The organism is Candidatus Culexarchaeum yellowstonense, from assembly GCF_024707025.1.
GTDB lineage: Archaea > Thermoproteota > Methanomethylicia > Culexarchaeales > Culexarchaeaceae > Culexarchaeum.
Genome location: NZ_JANGFQ010000005.1, coordinates 14460 through 35847, shown reverse-complemented (window position 1 = coordinate 35847; position 21388 = coordinate 14460). Strand labels below are relative to the sequence as shown.

Sequence of the window (21388 nt, the reverse complement as noted above, 5' to 3'; positions counted from 1 at the left end):
TTATGTTAGGAGTTTAAGCCTCTTAACTATGAAATCTTCATTTAAGCTTAGCATGAATGGTGCAAGTCTTGGTCCACTATCCCTCCCCATCAGTATCTTATATATCGTTTGGAATGCTTTCTTGGTGTCTATCCCCATTTCCTTTGCGCATTCTAATATTTCAGCTTCAAGCTCCTTTGGCGTGGGTTTTCTACCTGAAATCCTATCAGCTAATTTAGCGAGATACTCCCTTTCATTTGGACTTATGCTTTCAATAACTTCCTTTGGCAGTTTATCTAGAACTTTTATCTTAAGATTCTCTGGTGCATATTTTTCAATATAGTATTTTGCTCTATCCATCACAATTTTTATCTGCTCCAATTGATCGCTCGTTGGATATCCCTTTAAATGCCCAGTTCTAATCAACCTATTTACTATTTCTTCAATTTGTCTCTCTCCGCTTGGCGTTACTTGTACTAGCACCAATGCAAATGTGTATGGTATTTGTAGTGGCATTTCTGGGCTTGGCTTCTCATTGTGCGCCAGCTCATAACTCCTCTTAATTATCTTCTCAACCTTCTTATCCTTCAAGGATTCCAATCCATAGTATATCCTTTCAGCCTTCTCATATTCTTCGCAGAGTTGTGGTATCTTGCTCACTGAGAATTCCAGGTGGGTCATTGGTTTCGAAACATAGTACCAGTATTTTAGTACATGTGGGTCTGCAACTTTATCCCATTCTGCGAAGTCGAAGGATATTCCTCCGGAACTTGACATTGCCTCCCCATTTAAGTATACCCATTCATATGGAAATCCTTCTGGCGGTTCTATTTCAAGTATCTCCTTTGCCAATGCTGTACATGTATCTCTACTTCCACCTGCAGCTGCATGATCTTTCCCATATGGTTCAAAGGTTACGTTTAGAACTTTCCATAGTGCTGCCCACTCCAACCTCCATTCCAGTTTCCCCTCATTTAACTTCACAACCCCCTTACTCCCACATCTTGGGCATTCGTACTCTACTTCTTCCGCTTCAAGGTCTACTGATACAGCTTTCGTTGTGGATATGTTTTTGCATTTTGGGCATAGTGGTTTGAATGGTATCCAATCTTTCCCATACTTCTGCCCCCTAAATCTATTTAGTATTTCTCTAACTGCATCCCTTTTCCTTATGTATGTCTTTATGACTTCGATCATCTCCCTCATTTCATATACTTTTGATGTTTCCACAAAGGTTATTTCGCCTAGATCATACTTTTTGTATGATTTGTAGAATGGTGTCATCCAATGTTCAACCCAATTTCCACAACATCCAACTGGGCATGGTACGTCGAGTATCCTTACCCCCTTCCACTTCTCTTCAAATTCCTTTGTTATTAGTGGTGGTTTTGCTTTTAATGGGTCTTGTGTGTATACTACTAGTAGGTGTTTTACCTCTTTACCCATCTTCCTAAGTCTATTGGCAACTGCTGCTTGTAGGAATATTTCCCCACGGGTTTTACCTATGTGTATAGTCCCTGAAGCTGCCATTCCACCATTTATTACATGCTCCTTTACGTTTTTTGATGCTAGGTGCTCTGCAAGTACATCTATCCAATGTTTTACTTCAACTTCATGCATTCCAATTACACCATTACCATTAGGGTTTCCTTTTGGATTTATATATTTTGTGTGGACTTTTTATATTTTGCATTCCTCATAAATATTTTTGGGTGTATTGATGTTTGCTTGATAGGTTGAGGGCTTTCTTGAATGGCTTCCTCCATCCATTGGCTTCACTAATGATTAGACTTCACATATCCCCTAATATGCTAACCCTTCTAGCCCTCCTCTTAGCCGTATGTTCTTCTATTCAAATACTTTATGGTAACCATGTTTATGGGGGGCTTCTTATATTGGCTTCAGGGTTTTTTGATGTTATGGATGGTTTTGTGGCTAGGATGACTGGTTCAGCTTCAAGTTTAGGCGAATTTCTAGATTCAGTTTTTGATAGATTTTCAGATGCACTTATATTTTCATCAATAATTCTCTCTGGTATGTGTGATTTGATTTCAGGGTTGCTTGTTTTGGTTGGGGGGTTTATGATTAGCTATATTAGGTGTAAAGGTGAACTTCTCGGTATTAGGTTGGCTGGTGTGGGTTTGGCTGAGCGTTCTGAGAGGCTCATCATAATTTCCGCTGGTTTGATTTTTGGGGTTGTTCAATTGTCCATCTACTTATTATCAGTACTTGTAATAATAACTGTTGCTGAGAGGTTTTATAGGGTTGTACGCTTCCTTCATGGTGGTTTGGGTTGAGGAGGATATTCATAGTTAAATCTTCAACGGCTTTCACTGCGCCAATATTTAATATTAGGAGTTTAGCTGGGTCCAGTGGTAGGCTTGACGTTATTTGTAGGTGTATTTTGAATGCCTTTTTCATTGATAGAGACGTATTTAGACGTAACGTAGTATTTTATGGGGTTCTTGAAGGCCCCCCAGATCCTCCTAAAACCATTGTGGTGGATGGTTTCAGTATTGATAATATGGTTTTGGATGAAGTTTGGGTGGCTAATGTAATATTGAATTTGATGAGTGGTGGATCGTTTAAGGGGTTTAATATTTTGAGGATGAATTTCAGCAGTTTAGTGAATTCAATTAGAGTTTCCGGTGCTAAATTGATTTATTTACATGAGAATGGTGTTCCAATTGATGATTATAATTTTGAGATTGGTTTTGATTATTGCTTCATATTGGGGGATCAGATTGGTTTGGATAGGGATTCTGAAAAGCTATTGGATTCCATGGGGGTTCCAAGGGTGAGTCTTGGTAGGATATCATATCTCTCTAGTCAATGCATATGGTTAGTGAACAATTTTATGGATATGCTTGGATTTGAATGAAGTTTGCATTATTTAAGTCTTCTTAGGTTTAACAATCTTCCTCTCTTCTTCAGCTCTCACCTTCACGAGGCCTCTATATACTGCACATGATATGCAGTACGTCTTTGTAACTGGATATTTTGGTATGATGGTACCCTTCTTTTCCAACTCCTTCGCCAATTGTGGGTCTACTGGTGATGTGTATACGGTTATCCTTTTAGCTTTGCTCCTTGGAACCCATGCTCCACAGGAATCGCATTGAACTCTGGGTTCCCTCCCCTTTTGCCCCTTCCCCCTCCCCCTAGACTTCCTCTTCTTAGGCAATATTCACACCACATCATTTTCTACATTACCAGTAAATATATCTTTGCATATTCAGTATGTTTTTGCAAGTCTAAGCTTCTTCTCAGCTACACCTCCACATACAATGCATTTCACTGGGACCTCAGTATCCTCATTCCATGGCTCACCCAAAACTCTTAGATTAACATCCTCTTCTATCTTGTGTGCGCATTCAACTCTCCCGCACCAATCTACTTCTATAACCCCCCTCCCCACTTCAGCCATCTTCTTCAATTCATTGTAGTCTGTTGCTTTATGCATATTTTGCTTCATCCAGTTCCACGCCCTACTCCTAATGGATTCCCTAATCTCCATCATCAACTCTTTAACCCTCTTTGAAGCTTCTGCAATTTTAACTCTCTCTCTACTTAGGGTATCTCTCCTAGCTATAGTTACTGATTCCATTTTTATGTCTTCAGGTCCCACTTCTATTCTTATTGGAACCCCCCTCTTCTCCCAGTAGTAGAATTTGTTTCCAGGCGTTAATTCCCTATCATCGTATTTAGCTCTAACCCCCTCCTCCAACAACTTCCCCAAAATCTCCCTACAGGTTTTGTCAACGGCTTCTTCAAACCCCTTATATGGTATTGGCACTATGATTACTTGTATTGGAGCTATGTTTGGTGGTAGTGTCATCCCCCTATCATCTCCATGTATGGCTATGAGTGTGGCTATTATTCTCTCTGAGATTCCATAGCATGTTTGCCAGACATATTCCTGCTTCCCATCTATTGTTAAGTATTTTATGTCGAAGGCTTTTGAAAAGTTTTGTCCTAGGTTGTGTACGGTTCCTATTTGCATGACCCTCCCATCGGGCATTATGGTGTCGAAGGCTATTGTGTATAGTGCTCCAGCAAACTTATCCCATTCAGGCCTCTTATTCTTCATGTATGGTATGCATATTTCATCGAATATTCTGCTATATGCTTCAACAGCCTCCCTAATTTGCCTCTCTGAATCTTCGAAGGTTGCATGGGCTGTATGTGCCTCCTTGAATGTCGTTATCTCCCTAACTCTTATCATTGGCTTCGTAGCTTCCGTCTCATATCTAAATGTGCTCACTATTTGATAGTATTTTTTGGGTAAGTCTGCATGGGATTTTATCCATAGTTTCAGCATTGGCCCTATGACTGTCTCGCTGGTTGGCCTTAAAGCCAGTTTTACGTCGAGCTCCGTATCTCCACCCCTCGTAACCCAGAAGACTTGTTTTTCAAATCCCTTTACATGTTCGGCCTCCTTTTTGAATAGGTCTTCTGGTATTAGTAGTGGTAGGAGGATTTCCTCATGCCCAAGTGAATCTAAGACTGACCTCATGACTTCTATAACCCTCTTCCTAATTGCAAATCCATATGGCATCCACACCCCACACCCCTTTAATGGATACCTATAATCGTAGACTTCAGCTTCATCTAATACATCTCTAAACCATTCCCCAAAATCCTTAGACCATCTATCCCTCGTAACTAGTGACATGGGTTTCACCACCCGATTAAGGGTTTCTAAGCCATAAATTAAGTAAACTTAAAACTTATAAATTAAATTGATACTATTAATTTGTCATTGTAAGTGTGGTGTGATGGCGTTGTGGCTTGAGATTGTTTTCTCCCCATTGATCATATTCATTGCTATTTTGGTGTTAAGCTACGTCTTCTTCAGAATTCTTAAGAGACTTTCCCCTCCGCCTAGGCGTAGTGAATTGAGTTTGGAGCCCTATGCTTGTGGTGAGGGTACTGATAGATTTCCACCTGAGAAGATTCAGTTGAACGTTCAACTCTATAGGTATGCATTGTACTTCACCATATTTGATGTAATGGCTTTCATACTGCTTTTATCATTCAATGCAAACATAATTTACGTTTTAATATATCTGGCAGTAGCCCTCTCAGCGATAGCGATTCTCCCGAGGAGGTGAAGGTATGGTTTCAATTCTAGCTTGGTCTAGGATTAGGAGTCCATGGATACTTTACATGTGTACTGGAGCTTGTAATGCATGTGATATTGAGGTTTTAGCTGCCCTAGCTCCAAAATATGATGTGGAGAGGTTTGGGATACTTTTGAAGGGGAGTCCAAGGCATGCCGATGTATTGGTTGTTACTGGGGCTGTTAGTAGGCAGGTGGCTCCAAGGCTTAAGAGGATATATGAGCAGATGCCCGACCCGAAATTCGTTATTGCAGCTGGAACTTGCGCCACCTCGGGCGGTGTTTATTGGGGATGCTACAATGTTTTGGGGGGTATAGATAAGGTTATACCTGTAACCATGTATGTTCCAGGATGCCCAGTTAGACCTGAAGCAGTTATAGATGCAGTCGCCAAACTTATAGCTAAACTTAAGTCTGGGTAGGGGGGTGAATGCAATTGTCAACTTTCAATATTGAATTCATCGTTAAGGATCTAATGAATGCATTTCCAAACAAGATCTTAGATTATAAGCTTGATGGTGCTAGAAGTGTATTTGTAAGTATTGATGCTAGCATACTCCATGATGTTATACGATACTTGAAGGATAGATATGACTTGAAGCATATTACAACCATATCTGGAACTGATCTTGGAGACTCCATTGAATTAATTTATAACCTATCCCCATTGAATAGGAGGATTTTGGTGAACGTTAAGGTTAAGGTTTCTAGGGATAATCCACACATTCCATCGGTGGTTTCATTACTCCCTGGAGCAGTTTTATATGAGCGTGAAGTTCATGATCTTCTTGGCGTGGTTTTCGATGGCCACCCATCCCTTGAGAGACTTATATTACCGGACGATTGGCCTGAAGGCGTCTACCCACTTAGGAAGGATTATAAGGTGGAGGTGAAGTAGGGTTGAGCCTCTATCAAGTTCCCATAGGTCCGCAGCACCCAGCCATTAAGGAGGGTTTCCAATACAACTTCATTCTCGATGGTGAGGTTATAGTTGATGTTAAGCTTAGACTCGGGTTTATGCATAGGGGTATTGAGAAGGGTATGGAGCTTAGGACTTGGACTCAGGGGATATTCTTATCTGAGAGGATTTGCGGAATATGTAACGTCCCGCATACAACATGCTATTGTTTGGCTGTGGAGAAGCTTTATGGAATTGATGTTCCTGAGAGGGCTAAGTATCTAAGGATCATAATTAATGAGCTTAACAGGATACACAGCCACCTATTATGGATTGGAGTTTTGGGCATGGAGTTAGGCTTCCATACGCTTTTCATGTATGTTTGGAGGGATAGGGAGAGGGTTATGGATCTTGTGGAGATGATTAGTGGTAATAGGGTTACACCATCCATGAATTGTATTGGCGGAGTAGTCTATGACATAACCCCAGAAATGATTCCAATAATTAGGAGGAATCTAGATTACCTTGAGGAGAGAACCAAGTATTATAAGTCTGTCTTGGAGGAAGATCCAAGTATTAGGGCTAGGACTGTGGATGTTGGGGTTCTTAGCACTGATAAGGCTTTAGATTTGTGCGCTGTAGGTCCAACAGCTAGAGCATCAAATGTTAAGAGTGACGTTAGATTTGATGATCCATATACCTTTTATGATATGATAGACTTCAATTTGATAACGTATGATACATGTGATGTTTGGGGTAGGGCTATGGTTAGGGTTGATGAGACTCTGGAATGCATTAATGTTATTAGGCAGGCTTTGGATAAGATGAGGCCTGGACCCATAAATGTTAAGGTTAAGCGTATTCCACCAGTTGGTGAAGTGACTGCTAGGGTTGAAGCTCCGAGGGGTGAACTATTCTATTATGTGAAGTCTGATGGTAAGGAGACTCCATATAGGGTTAAGATAAGAACTCCAACTCTGGCTAATTTACCATCCCTCTGTGAAATGCTTAAGGGGTATTATATTGCGGATATACCTGCAATAGTTGCCAGTATAGATCCATGCTACTGTTGTACTGAGAGGGTTATTTTCATTGATCCAAATAAGGGTAAGAAGTGGACTTGGAGTTATGATGAGCTTCGCAATTATAGTCGTAAATATTATGGTGTGGGGGTGTAATGGCTATGGATTTGGCTTTCACATTGATTAGGATATTCATATTCCCCGGTTTGCTATTCCTCTCCATACTTGCATTCCTATTTGAGTGGATTGATAGGAAGGCTTATGCTAGGTTTCAGAATAGGATAGGCCCATTGTATGCTGGTCCAAGTGGAATATTGCAGCCAATAGCGGATTTCATTAAGCTTATGGGTAAGGAGGATATAACGCCCAGATATGTTGATGCCTTAATATTCAATAATGCACCAATATTTGCAGTGGCAATTCCATTCTTAGCTTCTCTATACCTACCATTGGATGGTAGTCCAATCTTATCATCCTTTGAGGGTGATATAGTTCTACTATTAACTTTAATGACCCTATACACGATCATAGCCTTCATTGCAGGTTGGGCTTCCACGAATAGGTTTAGCACTGTTGGTGCTGCTAGGGCTGTACTTCAATTCCTAGCTTATGAGATTCCAATGTTCATTTCTGTAGCTTCTGTTGCCGTCTATGTTGGTTCAACATCTTTAACCTACATATCCATGAATCAACCTGTACCCATGATTCTTCTTCAACCAATAGGCTTCATAGTCTTTGTAATTTCAATGCAAGCTGAACTTGAGAGGATACCCTTCGATATACCTGAAGCTGAGAGTGAGATTGTGGCTGGATGGCTCACTGAGTATTGTGGCCCTAAACTTGCATTCCTACGTTTCGCTGAGGATTTGAAGCTTGTATTCTGTTCAGGTTTAGCCACAGCCTTATTCCTTGCTGGTGGTAGCGGTCCAATACTACCTCCATTGATATGGTTTGTGTTGAAGATGATATTTGTAGTGTTATTGAGCTCTTATATTAGATCCCTATTTGCTAGGTTTAGGATAGATCAAATGGTTTCAGGTTGCTGGAAGTATCTAATACCACTATCAATTCTACAATTAATTCTAACTAGATTTGTGGGGGTTGGTTTGAGATGGCTATGATACGTGAAGTATTTAGGCATCTATTCAAACGCCCAGTAACCGTTAAGTATCCATTTGAGAGAACTCCAACTGCTGAGAGGTATAGGGGGAAGCATGAATTCTATGTTGATAGATGTGTTGGTTGCGGTTTATGTGCCCGTGAATGTCCAGCACTAGCTATTGAACTAGTGCCCTCAGATAAGAATGTTAATGGTAGGATTCCAATATTCTACCTTGATAGATGCATATTCTGTGCACAGTGTGAGAGGATATGCCCGAGGGCAGCTATACATTTAACGAAATTCTATGAGTTGGCGTCACCTGATCGTAAGACGCTTGTTTATAGTGCTGGGTAATGTTCTGCTAAAAGGTTATCTATACAATTTCTAAACATTATTTTGGAAGTGTTTATTGGAATGAAGGTTTACGCAGATCTACACATACACTCCAAGTATAGTGGTGGTTCAAGTGAGAAGATGAATATCCCAACCCTAGTATCATATGCCCTCATTAAGGGGTTGAAGCTTCTTGGAACTGGGGATTGCTTGAATCCACATTGGCTTAGGGAGTTGAAGGATGATCTAATACATGTTGGTGGGGGATTCTATGCGTATAGGCTTAACCCTGAAGTGCTATTTGTAGTTGAATGTGAAGTTGGAACTGTCTTCGAATTTAATGGTAAATCTAGGAGGGTTCACCACGTAATCTTAATGCCAAGTCTTGAAGTTGCTGAGCAGCTTTCAGATGTCCTATCACGTTATGGTGATGTGGAGTCTAATGGTCGCCCAGTCTTCAATATGCATCCATCTGAACTTGTGGATTTAGTTTTAGGTGTTGAGGAATCGTGCTTCATATTCCCAGCCCACATATGGACTCCTTGGTGGAGTATGTTTGGATCTTTCAGTGGTGTTGATAGGGTTGAAGATTGTTATGGTGATAGGGTTGACAAGATATATGCTATTGAAACAGGTTTGAGTAGTGATCCTGAGATGAATTGGCGTGTTAGCCAATTACATAGGTTCACGATTTTAAGCTTCTCAGATAGCCATTCCCCATACCCATTTAGGCTTGGTAGGGAGGCATGCCTATTCAATTTGGATAAGATGGAGTATTTGGAGCTAATAAATGCCATAAAATCTAGGGATCCTAGACGCTTCTTAATGACCATTGAGGTTGATCCAGCTTATGGGAAGTATCATTGGTCTGGTCATAGGAATTGTAATGTTGGTCCATTACCTCCTGAAGAGGCTAGGAAGCTCAATTACATATGCCCAGTTTGTGGTAGGAAGCTTACTAAGGGGGTTGAGGATAGGGTTGAGGAGCTTGCAGATAAACCTAGGGGGTTTAAACCTGAGAACGCCATACCATTCATAAAGGTTCTACCTCTACAGACAATAATAGCCTTCAGCATGGGTATTAGTGAGGATGATATTTCAAAGCTTAATAGTGGTAAGGTTTGGAGTTTATATGCCAATCTAGTATCGAAATTTGGCTCCGAATTCAATGTTTTGCTGGATGCTCCAATAGATGAAATTGCGAAGACATCAACCCCCCTCATAGCATCATACATTAAGAACTTGAGGTATGGGAAATATTCCATAAAACCTGGTTTTGATGGTGTTTATGGGAGGATAAACATGTTTGGATCTTCCATGGATTTGAGGGATTTTATAAACCGCTAAAATTACTTCTTCTTATTACTTGATAATAGTAGCTCCCTCCACCTCCCCTGAATTACAATTCCAATTAACCCTCTTAATCCACTTGTATCCACTATTTCGGCAACCTTTATCCAATCTATCTTCAGTATGATCCATGTCATTATGAGTAGAACTATTATTGATATCAGTATTCCATATATGTTCCCCTCTCCGAAAACTATGTTCAGTTGCTCTGTGAAGTATTTCCCAAATAATGCTACCGCTATGCTTAGCAAGATTTTCCCAAGTGCTGTTGCTATGAAGAATTTTATGAAGCTATACCTCACTAATCCAAGTGGTATTATCACTATGTCGTCTGGTGATGGTGTAACTGTTACGAAGAATACTGCTATAGCCCCATACTTCCCAAGCATTTCCTTAAACTTCTCAATCTGCCTCCTCTTCTCTTCAGTTATTATTATTTTGCTCCCCTCAAATCCCAGTAGGTATATTACGCTCTTACCTATTGCTCCACCTATCCCAGCAACTATTCCGAGGATTATTGGGTCTACTGGCATGTATGAAGCCATATAATATATTGCAATTAAGTATGGTATGGGGATGAATGGTAGGAAATTTCCAAGTATCGACACTATTATGGCTCCTACATATCCATAGTTTAACGCTATTTTCATCAATACATCCATCAGCCATTCAAACAATTTTATCCATTAGAACATAAGTCTCCACATGGTTATAACATTTTAGCTTTAGAAAACTTTAAAGCTTAATCAACATACAATAATTACACATAACAGTTTGCGCTGTTATGGTTGGTGATGATGTTTGAGTGTTGATATTGTTAGTATAGTTTTAGGTGTTTCGGCTATTGTTTTGGCTGTTTTGACTTTAGAGTTTAAGAGGATTATGCACTCCATTGCTGCTTTATGTTGCTTTAGCGTGGTTTTAGCGGCATCCTTCTTCTATCTCTCAGCACCTCTGGTTGGTGTTTTCCAATTGGCTGTTTTAGCTGGTGCAGTTACAGTTCTATTCATAATAGCTTTAATGTTGACTGGGAAGGTGGAGGTGGATTGATTGAAAGCTATTGACGTTTTCGGGTTGGCTTTGGGATTGCTATTAGCCTTCCTCTTGGCTCAACTACTCGTCTACGGATTTTCAGGTGTTGGTTTGTTTGCTTATGATGAAGCTCCAAGGATCTTGGTTAAGCCTGACATCTCATTCCATAACCTTGCAGTGAATGTTGGTGATTTATTGTGGGGGTATTGTGGAATTGATGTTTTGATACAAGCAATCGTATTATTTGCTTCTGCAATGGGTGTAATTGCACTTCTACGTGAGGAGGTGAAGCGTGGTGCCCATTGAACCATACACATTCATAGCCACTTCCGGAGTCTTATTGGCTGTGGGCATTTATGGTTTAATGGTTAAGAGGAATATGATCAAAATGGTTATGGCCCTTGAGATAATGTTCAGTTCAGCAATACTAAACTTGGTTAACTTCGCATACTTCAGATTGTATGGCTTCGTAGATCCAATACTCCACGTTACAGCCATAATAGCCATATCCGTTGAGGCATGTTTGATTGGCATTGCACTTGCCTTCGTGATCAATGCGTATAGGCATTATAAGACTCTCGATATTAGGGAGCTTAGGAGGTTGAGGTGGTAGGATTGATCGAAATTTTATCTCCAATAATAGTATTAGCATTATTCGGCATCCTTACACCGATAGTAGGGTTCATATGTGAGAGGGGTAGGGTTAGAAATCTCGTTGGTGCATGGGCATTATTTGGCTTCATAATTGCTTTCATGGCATGCTTCAGGCTTATGAGCCTATTGAATAGCAAGCCAGTCATAATATTCTCATTGTATCCCATCGCTGGCGAGTATGTTGCTGGATTCATGGTTCTCGATTGGCTTAGCTTTGCATTCTCCATTGGATTCATATTCCTAGGCCTCATATCCACATTGCACTCCATAGATTATATGTCCCATGATACTGGCCTACCCTCATACTACTCATTATTGCTATTGATGGTTTGCGGCATGGTTGGCGTAACCCTTGCAGGGGACTTCCTAACACTATACGTGTTCTGGGAGTTGATGAGCCTATCCTCATACTGCCTCGTTGGATTTAGGAAGCATTTATGGGAGCCTGTGGAAGCTGGATTCAAATACCTACTTATGAGCGCCGCTGGTTCAGCACTAATACTATTCTCCATGTCCCTCATTTATGGTTTAACTGGTTCACTAAGCTTTGCACGTATAGCAGCATCATTAACTGGTGCCAGTTCATCGATACTATTATACGCCATATTCATACTGCTCTTAGTTGGATTTGGAGTTAAAGCGGCAATAGTTCCATTCCACTCATGGCTTCCAGATGCGCATCCAGCTGCTCCAAGCCCTATAAGTGCAATGCTTTCAGGTGTAGTTATAAAGACTGGGGTTTACGCCATTATAAGGGCATCCTACACCCTAATAACCATATCCACTGTGGATTTCAGGCCTATACTTGCTCTCCTCTCAGTTTTAACGATGACGGTTGGGAATCTACTCGCCCTAGTTCAGAAGGATATTAAACGTTTATTGGCATACTCTAGTATTGCGCAGATAGGCTACTTGATATTGGCGTTATCGCTTGGAACAGAGTTCGGCTTATTGGCAGGTATAGTTCACTTCTTCAATCATGCATTGATGAAGGGGTTGGCATTCCTCTGTGCTGGATCAATAATACATGTGCTTGGAACTAGGAATATGGATGAATTCATTGGTGTTGGTAGGAGGATGCCGGTAACTGGTATATCATTTGCAATAGCCCTCCTATCCCTAGCTGGAATGCCATTCCTAAATGGCTTCATAAGTAAATATCTGATATTTGCTGCAGCCATAGATGCTCAGGCATACCTATTAACCTTAATAGGGTTATTGAATAGTGCTGTTGGAGTTGTATATTATGTTCGTGTTATACAAGTATTGTTTAGGAAGCCAATTGAAGCTGTTATGAGAGCACATGAATCTCCACCATTAATCACATCATCACTTGTAATTCTATCATTGCTATGCATAGTTTTCGGTGTATGGCCTCAACCATTATCATACGTTGCTGAATTGGCGGCTCACTTCACCTTCCAGAGGTTGGTGTACATTACAAGTATACTGAAATTCTAAGTTTTGAACAGTAAAATTAATAACATTTTTACAAACATATTTTTCTGGACTATTTCAAGATGAGTGGAGTGGCTGTACATGTCAAGTGCACTTAAACCTGTGGAGATGGCTAAGGTTAGGATAATAATTCCAAAAAGCTACTATTATGATGTTAAGTTGGCACTTACGAAATTGAAGGTTTTACATTTAGATGAATGGTGGCATGATGAGGAGTTCGTTGAATTAATTAGGGAGGAGCGCTCAGCTGGTGGGGAGGTTGATGTGAAATCCCTTGTTAAGGAGCATCCTGAAACAGTTAAATTTAATGGGTTGCTGAAGAGATACATGAGCTTGGCTGATACACTTAAAATTGATGTAGCTAGCTTCACATTTAATGAGGAGCTTCTAAACAGATCTCACTTGAAATCCATTGAAGAAAATATATCACGCCTTGAATCAATAGTCAAAGAGTTTTCAAATCTACTTGAGAGTGGTGAGGAGAAGTTTGCGGAATTTAAGAGTAAAGTTGCTGAAGCATTCCCAAACTATGAATCCTTCATAGTGGGAGCCATCAATACACTCAAGGTTGTTTTGGATAGGGATGGAAATGTATTCCATTCAAACTTCTTCTCATATATGCTTGGATGGACTCCTCCGGATAAAGTTGATGATATAGTTGAAATAGTCCAGAAGGTTGCTGAGAATTCCTCAATGGTATTAGTGTCGCCACCAGCAAAGCATGATCATCCACCATTCCTCTCCCGATCCCCAAAGTTCCTGAAACCCTTCGAATCTCTAATAAAAACATATGATATCCCATCAACACATGAAGTTAACCCAACACTAATAGTGAGCATAACATTCCCAATACTATTTGGATTAGCCTTTGCAGATGTCGGTCACGGACTACTCCTAGCATTATTTGGAATACTACTATACACGTATAAGCGTAGAGGGTTTAAGAGTAAAAGTGAAATGATAGGTTTACTGATGTCTGGAGCTGAACTATACATACTATGTGGAATTATGGCTATCATTGGTGGGTTAATGTTCGGTGAGATATTTGGATTTCACATGCATGAACCACCACTGGGATTCATATTGGAGCACATTCCAGGTATAGGTCACGTCTTCAGCCCATTAGAGGAGCCTATGAAAATGTTTAAATTATCATTAATGGTTGGGATGATTCATATAAGCATAGGCCTCACATTAAGCATAATAAACGATGTGCTTGAAGGTGAATATAAGAAGGCCTTCTTCGGTTCAGCATGCTGGTTGTGGTTCTACCTTGGAGCAATGTACTTAGGACTATTCGTATACAAGTTTGATATTGGGAAGTGGATGTCTGGATTAACATTAACAGTACCACTAGTAATTCTACCAATAGTCTTGATGCTCGTGGGAATGATGGTAACTGAAGGTCCAATAGATGGATTCGCCCACACATTTGAAGCTGCAATAAGCTCCCTCTCCCACACAGTCTCCTATGGACGTATACTTGCACTATCCCTATCACATGGAATGTTAAGCCAACTCCTCTCCTCTGCAGCTCCAGCCCTCGGCGCACTCGGATACATCGTACTAGCCATAGGGACAATATTCCTAGTAATGGCTCTAGAGGGACTTGTATCCTTCACACACGTCCTAAGGTTAACATGGGTTGAATTTGGATTCAAATACTTCCGTGGTGGGGGGAGGGAATACAAACCCCTAGGCGTTCATTAACTTCATAAGATTTATAAGTTGTTTATATCATGATAGTATAGCTTCAATAATGGGGGTATATGGCGTATGGATCAAGTAATCACAGGTCTTCTGGGTGTTCTGCTATCAAGTTGTGTGCCTATAGCTGGAGCAGCATATGGAATCATAACTGCAGGAATATCGATGGCTGGAGCTGGAACTGAACGCCCTGAAATAGTTACGAGACTGCTCCTCGCAGTGGTATTGGCTGAGGCTATAGGAATCTATGGGCTACTAACATCAATAATGCTTATAGGAAAACTCTCCACAATTTTGGCATCTTATGAGGCATCCATGAAAGGTTTAACGGCAGGTGCCGTCATGGCTGCATGCGGCTTAATGGCTTCAATAGCCATAGCATATACAGGCTCAGCTATGGCTGGAGCTGGAGTTGAGAAACCTGAAATTGTTACGAGAACACTACTAGCGGTGGTTCTAGCTGAGGCTTTAGCGATCTATGGGCTACTAATATCAATCATGCTGATAGGTACAATATAAACGTGTATGGCGGCATCCATGTCTTCGGTGGAAAGCCTCAAAACTGAGATTGAAGAGCTGGAGAGGAAATTTAAATCCACTAAGAGAAGGTATAGACGATCCATTTTAAAAGCTAAAATCGGTATTAAGCGATTCGCCCATGTTAGGGCTGGGCTTCATGGCAAGGTTGAAGGGGTTAGGGCTGGGCTTCATGGCAAGGTTGAAGGGGTTAGGGCTGGGCTTCATGGCAAGGTTGAAGACGCTATTCATAGCAGTATTGAGCGTATACATAGGCCCGGCCTCAGACCTGAAGATAGTTTGACAAAGATATATAGTATGATTGATAAACCGAGCTACATTCTGAAAGTTAAGCCTTCAAAAATTCTAATGGCAAAATACTATTTATCCAGAGCTTTAAGTGGTATTGCAAATTCACTATTTCGCTTTAAAGTTTTCCTTTCAGGTAAGCTTTCTACACCACCAATACTTTACTCTAAATCCTACCCTCTTTCAATGGTTGAACTCAGATTTTGGTATACTGGCGTTTATGGGAAATTGACTCGTAGACCTAAGGGGTTTAAGGATGCTTTTATGCGTTGGAAGTCTAGTTTGGGTAATTATAAGGTTAGGATAGATGATTCTAAAGCCATGATTAGGGGGAGAATTGAAAGCTCTATTCAGAGGGGTAAGGGTGCTATTAGGAGATTCTTCGATTGAACTTTAAATATGATGATTTTTCTTTTAAACTATAATTTCCTCCATTATCCTTTCTTTTGGTAGTTCAAAGCTCTTTCCATATGCTATGACCTTTAGATTCTTCATTTCAATCATTTTGCGTGTTAGGTATGCTAGTACTGGTGATATGTCGTATCTGAATCCAGATACCCAAACCCTCTTATAGTTTCTGAATATCTCTCTACTGAAAAGCTTCTCCAATGCTTCCAGTCCACCCTTCTTTAGTGCTTCTAATCCTGTGTTGATTAAGTTTGGGTAGTCCTTGCTCAATGCTTCCCTTAATGCTTCATTGTAATCCCCCCTTTCAAATGCGTTCTTCAGCTTTTTCAATCCCACTTTATATGTTGGTGTTATTATGTATTCTTCTAGTTCACTCCAATCTATACCGATCTTCTTCGCTCTTAAAACGTTCTTCACGTTTGTTAAATCTATTTCTAACCCCAATAACTCCCTAATACTCTTCGAGCTTTTACCATCGAGCTTCTTAGCTTCATTCATCAATTCCCTATATGTCATCTTCTCTATCCTAGCTTCAATTATCTTTATATCCTTCACTCCACCTTCTATGGCTTCATTTAATGGTATTGGTAATCCAAGTTCCATAAGTTTTCCAATGGCTTCCTCTATATCCTTTGATTCCTCATAGACTTTTACGTATTCCTCTATGCTTAATCCTAGTGGTATTGGTGTTATATGTTGCTTTAACCTCTCGGTTTCCGCGTTTAGTGTTTTCAATCTTAGTAGTGCTTTTATGTTTTCAGCTTCATATTTCATCATGTGTAGTGCTATGACTCTCATGGCTTGTGTTGGTAGCCACTTCAATATTTTTATGTAGCTCTTCGTCAATTCCTCTAGGAGTATCTTCTCCAATTCTATTGGTGTTGGAGTCCTATACATCCCTCTAAATGCATGTCCATATGGTGTTCTCTTCAATTCATCTATCAATTCATCGTAGCTTAATTCTGTGAGTTTGAGGTATTGCTCATATGTTATGAATTCTCTCTTCATCCCTCTAATCTTGGTGTTTATGAATCCGTATCTCAGTATCCCAAGCAATTCCCATCAACCTTTGCAGAACTCTTTTACCTAAATCTTATACTTATCCTTTTTCGTCAGTAGGTATGTTGTTATTATTATTAGCCATAGGAAAATCCCTATTGTCATTCCTATCCCAGCGTAGAATTCACTTATCATCTTCCCAAGGAAGTAGCCCAGAACTATTAATGGTATCATTGTTAGTAGTAGTATTATGCTCCTAGTCATCATATATCTGAACACGTACCTTTCCATTCTCGTCCTCCTCTCCTCTTCCACAGTTACCTTCTTCTCAACTTTTGCCTCTTCCTCCACGCCTCTTTTACCTTTAATTATGATTTTCGCTCCCTCCACAACCTTTTGGAGTGAATTGTATGGTTTATTGTTTTCCATGTTTATTCTGCATGCCTCATACACTACTTTCATTGGTATGTATTCTATGCGTTTCATCCATTCATCAATTTTAGCATCTTCAATTTTCACTCTAATTATAAATCTCTCTCTACCAATGGTTTCCATGGCTGTTTTAATGGCATTCAAAACCTTCTCAGTTGGCTCCACATATAAGTCTTCTTCAATCATAAACTTCATTTAAATGATTTGCTCCCCAATTTTTAACCGTTACCTTTTTATAATGTTCATAAGTAACTAATTTTGTTAGTTTAATTAATGCTTGTTTGGTGAGGGGTATGTTGTACTATTCCCCTTGGCTTGTTTGGGTAATACCGATTGTAGGCGCAATACTTACACCCCTAATAGCCCGTTTAGGTGAGAGGGTTAGGGATTACTTTGCAGTTTTATGTTCGCTTATAGCTGCTTTGATGGCTACATTAAACTTTTCATATGTATTGTCTGGTGAAGTTTACGTTCCCGGAGTGGGCTACGTTCATCCTCCAGTGGATTGGCGTGTTAAGTGGTTTGTTACTCCAGGATTCTACCTTGACGTTGGGGTATTGATAGATCCATTGAGTGCTTTTATGGGGGTTATTGTGGCTTGGATATCATTCCTAATAATGGTTTATAGTTTGGGTTATATGCATGGTGAGGAGGGGTTAACTAGATACTGGTTCTTCATGAACTTCTTCATTGGAAACATGCTCCTACTGGTCATGTCCGACAACATTTTGCAGATGCTCTTCGGATGGGAGGGTGTTGGATTATGCAGCTATCAGTTAATAGGATTCTACTATAGCGATGAGAGGAAGCGTTGGATTGGCGATGTCCCACCATCACATGCTGGTATGAAGGCATTCATAACCACAAAGATTGGTGACATATGTTTAATGATAGCTTCATTCATAATATTCTCAGTAGCGGGAACATTCAACTTCATGGATCTTCAAGCAAATCATGAGTGGATAATTGAACTTGCAAAGCTTGGCTTAATAGTTCCAGTTACAATACTATTGTTTGGGGGGCCTGTCGGCAAGTCTGCGCAATTCCCACTCCATGAGTGGCTTCCTGAGGCTATGGCTGGCCCAACATCTGTTTCAGCCTTAATACATGCTGCAACTATGGTTAAGGCTGGAGTATACCTTGTAGCACGATTATTCCCAACAATATACTATGGATTTGAAGATGCAGTGAAGCATGTCCATGGCCTTGCAATTGAAGGCTTAATCCTTCAAGCTCGTCAAAACTTCTTCTTGACTGTGGCTTGGATTGGTGCATTCACAGCCTTCCTAGCTGCCACGCAAGCTATGGTTAGTAGGGAGTTGAAGAAGGTTTTAGCCTACTCAACTATTTCACAGATCGGTTATATGATGCTTGGTTTGGGTGCTGGTGGATTGGCTTCTGATCCATCCACAGGATTCGTGGCTGGCATATTCCATTTAGCCAGTCACGCCATATTTAAGGCTCTCCTATTCATGGCTGCTGGAGCAGTTATACATGCATGTGAAAGTACCAATATGTTTGATATGGGTGGTATTAGGAGGGATATGCCAATAACCTTCGCCACAATGCTTGTTGGTGCATTATCCCTTTCAGGTATACCTCCACTGAGTGGTTTTTGGAGTAAGGAGGCTGTTTTCACTGCATGCATAGTCTCCGGGCAATACTTGTTGCTGGCTTTAGCTGCAGTTACTGCTGCAATAACATTCTTCTATAGTTTACGTATGATTGCAATAACATTCCTTGGACATAAGAGTGAGCATTTGGAGGAGCTTGAGCGTGAGGGTCATCATGTACATGAAGTTTCGAAGGTTATGTGGGTTCCATACACAGTATTGGCTGCTGCCACTATTGTAATTGGGTTTGTTGGTCCATTCTTTGAGCATTTCATGCATGAATTCCTTGAACCATCAATGCACATATTGCATCATGAAGTTAGGTTGTCGGCAATGGTTTATGGTGCAGTGGAATCCTATGGTGGTGTTCCAATGCAATTAATTACGTCAACCATCACTGCTTGTATGCTGTTAATTGGAGGTTTACCCGCCTACTACCTCTACATATCCAGAAAGGTGGATCCTGAGGAGTTTGTGGAGAAGCATGGTTTGAAGGGGTTGTACAATTTCCTCTACAACAGATGGTATATCAATCCAACATACTACCGCCTCTTCGTCTACTCATTGATAAGTGGAAGCTCTATTCTGTTTAGGAATCTTGAGAAGGCTGTTATCGATGCATTCAATTACGTCCTCGCAAACTTCATTGTAAAGCTTAGCAATGTAATCTACAAGTACTTTGAAAAGCCCATTCTTGATGGATTGAATTATGCAATTGCATATGCTTTCGCATCGTTTTCCCAAGCTTTCAGGAGGATTCAAACTGGTGTTTCATCGTTCAACATTATGGGGATGGCTTTAGGAATAATATTATTGATAATCCTCATAATACTTAGGGTATTGTGAGCTCATTAAACCCCATAACTTTTTATAGCTCTACTTTTAATTAATGGAATTGGACAGTTTATATTGATATGTTAAAGGTTTATCGAAGTTGCTTGGATGTTTAGGGTGATGGTGTGGGTGATTTGGCTTCATGAATCCCATTAGAGTTAGAGTTAGGGGGATTTACTCCACAGCTCTCTCGAAGATTTTCATTGATGAGGGTTATAGGGTTGTTCAACCATCGAAGATAGCTGAGGATAGGTTTAATATTGATGATGAAGCTGAGTTTATGCCTTACGATATTGATATCTTTGATCGTGAAGATAAGTATGGGGTTCACATACTCGCTTCCAGGGGGCTTGTAGACGATATTAGGAGGCTTCTACACAAGTATCTCTTTGATGCAATTATAAATGTTGAGCCTTATAGTGTTAGGGGGATCTATAAGGGTAGGGTTGAAGCCATTGACAAGGTTAGGGGGGTTGCATACATATCAATAGGGGATGGATTGATTGGAACTTTAAAACTACATAATGAACCTTTAAAGATTGGTGATGATGTTATTGTTCAAGTGGATAAGAGTTCAGTGAATTTTGGTAAGCCCATATTGACTACACGTATAGGATTGGCTGGGGAATATGTGGTCATATTTAGGGGTGAGGGGGTGAAGATTAGTAGGAGGCTTCGTAGTAAAGGTGTTGTGGATGATGATCTAAAACCTTACTATGATATCCTCCCAGAGGGGTTTGGTGTAATATTTAGATCTTCATTTAAGAGTGCATCCAAGGATGATATTTTAAATGAGATTTCCAATTTAATTCGCAAGTATGAGGGGTTGCAGAATTCTGTGAAGAATTCCCCTGTTTGGAGCTTATTAATTGAAGGTTATTCACTTATGAACGTCCTATTCCCCCATAATTCCAAAAACGTTTTAGATGATGTTAGGAGGAAGGTTACTCCAACAATTAATTCACATCACTACTTTAAGTCACTCGGTAAATTGCAATCCAATATTGTTGACAGAATTGAGGAGGCAATGAAACTTGGAGTTGATGTGGAGAGTATGTTTTCTGAATTGGAGCATTCTAGACGTAAGTTTATTGGAGGTATAAAGTTTTTGGAGCATGTTAAGCTTAATGGTGAAATTGTATTGCTTGGCAATATTGAGTCAATTAAAGTTCTTGACAATGTATTGGAAATAGTTAGGAAAGTTAAATCTTCAGGTTCATATGATGGTTTGAATGTTGCTAAGAAAGTTGGGGATAAAATTCTAACCACAATAAGGTTTGGCGATTGGTATTATGTTTCAAGATATTACTCTAATGATGGCAGATTTATAGGAGCCTACGTGAACATAAATACTCCTGTGGAAGTTTACCCTGGAAAATTGAGGTATATTGATTTGGCAGTTGATATATGCATTAAACCTAACGGTGAATTTGAAGTGTTGGATTTGGAGCTTCTTGATAATGCATTTAAATCTGGCATAGTATCTGAACGTCTCTATGAATTCATACATAATGTCATTGGTGAAGTTAAATCCAGTGTTTTGAGTGAAGTACTGAATAATTTAGCTTCAACTAAATCATAAAAGTTTTATATTGTATATAGCTATAACATTATGTTACA

Annotated in this window: 24 protein-coding genes; 18 read left to right on the top strand and 6 right to left on the bottom strand. The window is 40.0% G+C overall.

Annotated elements, in window-relative coordinates:
- A complete protein-coding gene (lysS, locus tag MRT15_RS02055) occupies positions 1-1599 on the bottom strand; it encodes a lysine--tRNA ligase (RefSeq protein ID WP_304327452.1) in 1599 nt (532 codons plus the stop codon).
- A 104-nt stretch (positions 1600-1703) separates the two neighbouring features.
- Between lysS and pgsA the strand changes: the two genes are divergently transcribed.
- Together pgsA and MRT15_RS02045 are read left to right on the top strand one after the other, a co-directional pair.
- Complete coding sequence (gene pgsA / locus MRT15_RS02050) at positions 1704-2276, top strand: archaetidylinositol phosphate synthase (protein ID WP_304327450.1); 573 nt, start codon at positions 1704-1706, stop codon at positions 2274-2276.
- A complete protein-coding gene (locus MRT15_RS02045) occupies positions 2273-2860 on the top strand; it encodes a hypothetical protein (RefSeq protein ID WP_304327448.1) in 588 nt (195 codons plus the stop codon). The genes pgsA and MRT15_RS02045 overlap by 4 nt, the downstream gene beginning before the upstream one ends.
- A 12-nt stretch (positions 2861-2872) precedes the next feature.
- On the opposite strand, the gene MRT15_RS02040 is transcribed toward MRT15_RS02045, so the two are convergent.
- Both MRT15_RS02040 and proS read right to left on the bottom strand, forming a co-directional pair.
- Positions 2873-3163, bottom strand: a complete 291-nt coding sequence (locus tag MRT15_RS02040; protein ID WP_304327446.1) for a 30S ribosomal protein S26e — start codon at positions 3161-3163, stop codon at positions 2873-2875.
- Positions 3164-3214: 51 nt separating this feature from the next.
- The gene (gene proS, locus MRT15_RS02035) at positions 3215-4654 is read right to left on the bottom strand and encodes a proline--tRNA ligase (RefSeq protein ID WP_304327444.1); all 1440 of its coding nucleotides are present in this window, start codon (positions 4652-4654) and stop codon (positions 3215-3217) included.
- A 109-nt stretch (positions 4655-4763) separates the two neighbouring features.
- Between proS and ndhC the strand changes: the two genes are divergently transcribed.
- From ndhC to MRT15_RS02000, 7 genes are read left to right on the top strand one after another with little or no spacing between them, the layout of a single operon-like run.
- Entirely contained in the window at positions 4764-5093 is a 330-nt protein-coding gene (gene ndhC, locus MRT15_RS02030; RefSeq protein ID WP_304327442.1) for an NADH-quinone oxidoreductase subunit A, read from the top strand.
- Between the two features lie 4 nt (positions 5094-5097).
- A complete protein-coding gene (locus MRT15_RS02025) occupies positions 5098-5523 on the top strand; it encodes an NADH-quinone oxidoreductase subunit B family protein (RefSeq protein WP_304327440.1) in 426 nt (141 codons plus the stop codon).
- Positions 5524-5537: 14 nt separating this feature from the next.
- Positions 5538-5999, top strand: a complete 462-nt coding sequence (locus tag MRT15_RS02020) for an NADH-quinone oxidoreductase subunit C (RefSeq protein WP_304327438.1) — start codon at positions 5538-5540, stop codon at positions 5997-5999.
- Positions 6000-6001: 2 nt separating this feature from the next.
- Positions 6002-7177 carry a nickel-dependent hydrogenase large subunit gene (locus MRT15_RS02015; protein WP_304327436.1) on the top strand — a complete coding sequence of 392 codons (1176 nt, stop codon included), beginning with the start codon at positions 6002-6004 and terminating at the stop codon, positions 7175-7177.
- A gap of 5 nt (positions 7178-7182) precedes the next feature.
- Positions 7183-8142, top strand: a complete 960-nt coding sequence (locus MRT15_RS02010) for a complex I subunit 1 family protein (protein ID WP_304327434.1) — start codon at positions 7183-7185, stop codon at positions 8140-8142.
- Positions 8133-8477, top strand: coding sequence for an NADH-quinone oxidoreductase subunit I (locus tag MRT15_RS02005; protein WP_304327432.1), 345 nt, complete (start codon positions 8133-8135; stop codon positions 8475-8477). Before MRT15_RS02010 ends, MRT15_RS02005 begins: the two co-directional genes overlap by 10 nt.
- A gap of 60 nt (positions 8478-8537) precedes the next feature.
- A complete protein-coding gene (locus MRT15_RS02000) occupies positions 8538-9803 on the top strand; it encodes an endonuclease Q family protein (protein ID WP_304327430.1) in 1266 nt (421 codons plus the stop codon).
- Positions 9804-9805: 2 nt separating this feature from the next.
- Here MRT15_RS02000 and MRT15_RS01995 read toward each other — a convergent pair whose 3' ends face one another.
- Positions 9806-10483, bottom strand: coding sequence for a YqaA family protein (locus MRT15_RS01995; protein WP_304327428.1), 678 nt, complete (start codon positions 10481-10483; stop codon positions 9806-9808).
- A 124-nt stretch (positions 10484-10607) separates the two neighbouring features.
- Between MRT15_RS01995 and MRT15_RS01990 the strand changes: the two genes are divergently transcribed.
- The 7 genes from MRT15_RS01990 (at position 10608) to MRT15_RS01960 (ending at position 15872) form a co-directional block, all read left to right on the top strand.
- Complete coding sequence (locus tag MRT15_RS01990; RefSeq protein ID WP_304327426.1) at positions 10608-10856, top strand: NADH-quinone oxidoreductase subunit J; 249 nt, start codon at positions 10608-10610, stop codon at positions 10854-10856.
- Entirely contained in the window at positions 10857-11144 is a 288-nt protein-coding gene (locus MRT15_RS01985) for a hypothetical protein (RefSeq protein ID WP_304327424.1), read from the top strand.
- Positions 11134-11451, top strand: coding sequence for an NADH-quinone oxidoreductase subunit NuoK (nuoK, locus tag MRT15_RS01980; protein ID WP_304327422.1), 318 nt, complete (start codon positions 11134-11136; stop codon positions 11449-11451). The genes MRT15_RS01985 and nuoK overlap by 11 nt, the downstream gene beginning before the upstream one ends.
- 2 nt (positions 11452-11453) lie before the next feature.
- Positions 11454-12953: a complex I subunit 5 family protein gene (locus MRT15_RS01975; RefSeq protein ID WP_304327420.1), complete on the top strand. Its 1500-nt coding sequence runs from the start codon at positions 11454-11456 to the stop codon at positions 12951-12953.
- 78 nt (positions 12954-13031) lie between these two features.
- Positions 13032-14660 carry a V-type ATPase 116kDa subunit family protein gene (locus MRT15_RS01970; protein WP_304327418.1) on the top strand — a complete coding sequence of 543 codons (1629 nt, stop codon included), beginning with the start codon at positions 13032-13034 and terminating at the stop codon, positions 14658-14660.
- Positions 14661-14726: 66 nt separating this feature from the next.
- The gene (locus tag MRT15_RS01965; protein ID WP_304327416.1) at positions 14727-15176 is read left to right on the top strand and encodes a hypothetical protein; all 450 of its coding nucleotides are present in this window, start codon (positions 14727-14729) and stop codon (positions 15174-15176) included.
- 18 nt (positions 15177-15194) lie between these two features.
- A complete protein-coding gene (locus MRT15_RS01960) occupies positions 15195-15872 on the top strand; it encodes a hypothetical protein (protein ID WP_304327415.1) in 678 nt (225 codons plus the stop codon).
- Between the two features lie 24 nt (positions 15873-15896).
- Here the strand turns inward: MRT15_RS01960 and MRT15_RS01955 are convergent, their stop codons facing one another.
- Both MRT15_RS01955 and MRT15_RS01950 read right to left on the bottom strand, forming a co-directional pair.
- Positions 15897-16946: a V-type ATPase subunit gene (locus MRT15_RS01955; protein WP_304327413.1), complete on the bottom strand. Its 1050-nt coding sequence runs from the start codon at positions 16944-16946 to the stop codon at positions 15897-15899.
- A 30-nt stretch (positions 16947-16976) separates the two neighbouring features.
- Positions 16977-17516, bottom strand: a complete 540-nt coding sequence (locus MRT15_RS01950) for a hypothetical protein (protein ID WP_304327411.1) — start codon at positions 17514-17516, stop codon at positions 16977-16979.
- Between the two features lie 98 nt (positions 17517-17614).
- On the opposite strand from MRT15_RS01950, the gene MRT15_RS01945 reads away from it, so the two are divergent.
- Both MRT15_RS01945 and MRT15_RS01940 read left to right on the top strand, forming a co-directional pair.
- Positions 17615-19780: an NADH-quinone oxidoreductase subunit L gene (locus MRT15_RS01945; protein ID WP_304327409.1), complete on the top strand. Its 2166-nt coding sequence runs from the start codon at positions 17615-17617 to the stop codon at positions 19778-19780.
- A 130-nt stretch (positions 19781-19910) separates the two neighbouring features.
- Complete coding sequence (locus MRT15_RS01940; RefSeq protein ID WP_304327407.1) at positions 19911-21350, top strand: DUF402 domain-containing protein; 1440 nt, start codon at positions 19911-19913, stop codon at positions 21348-21350.
- Positions 21351-21388: the final 38 nt, after the last annotated feature.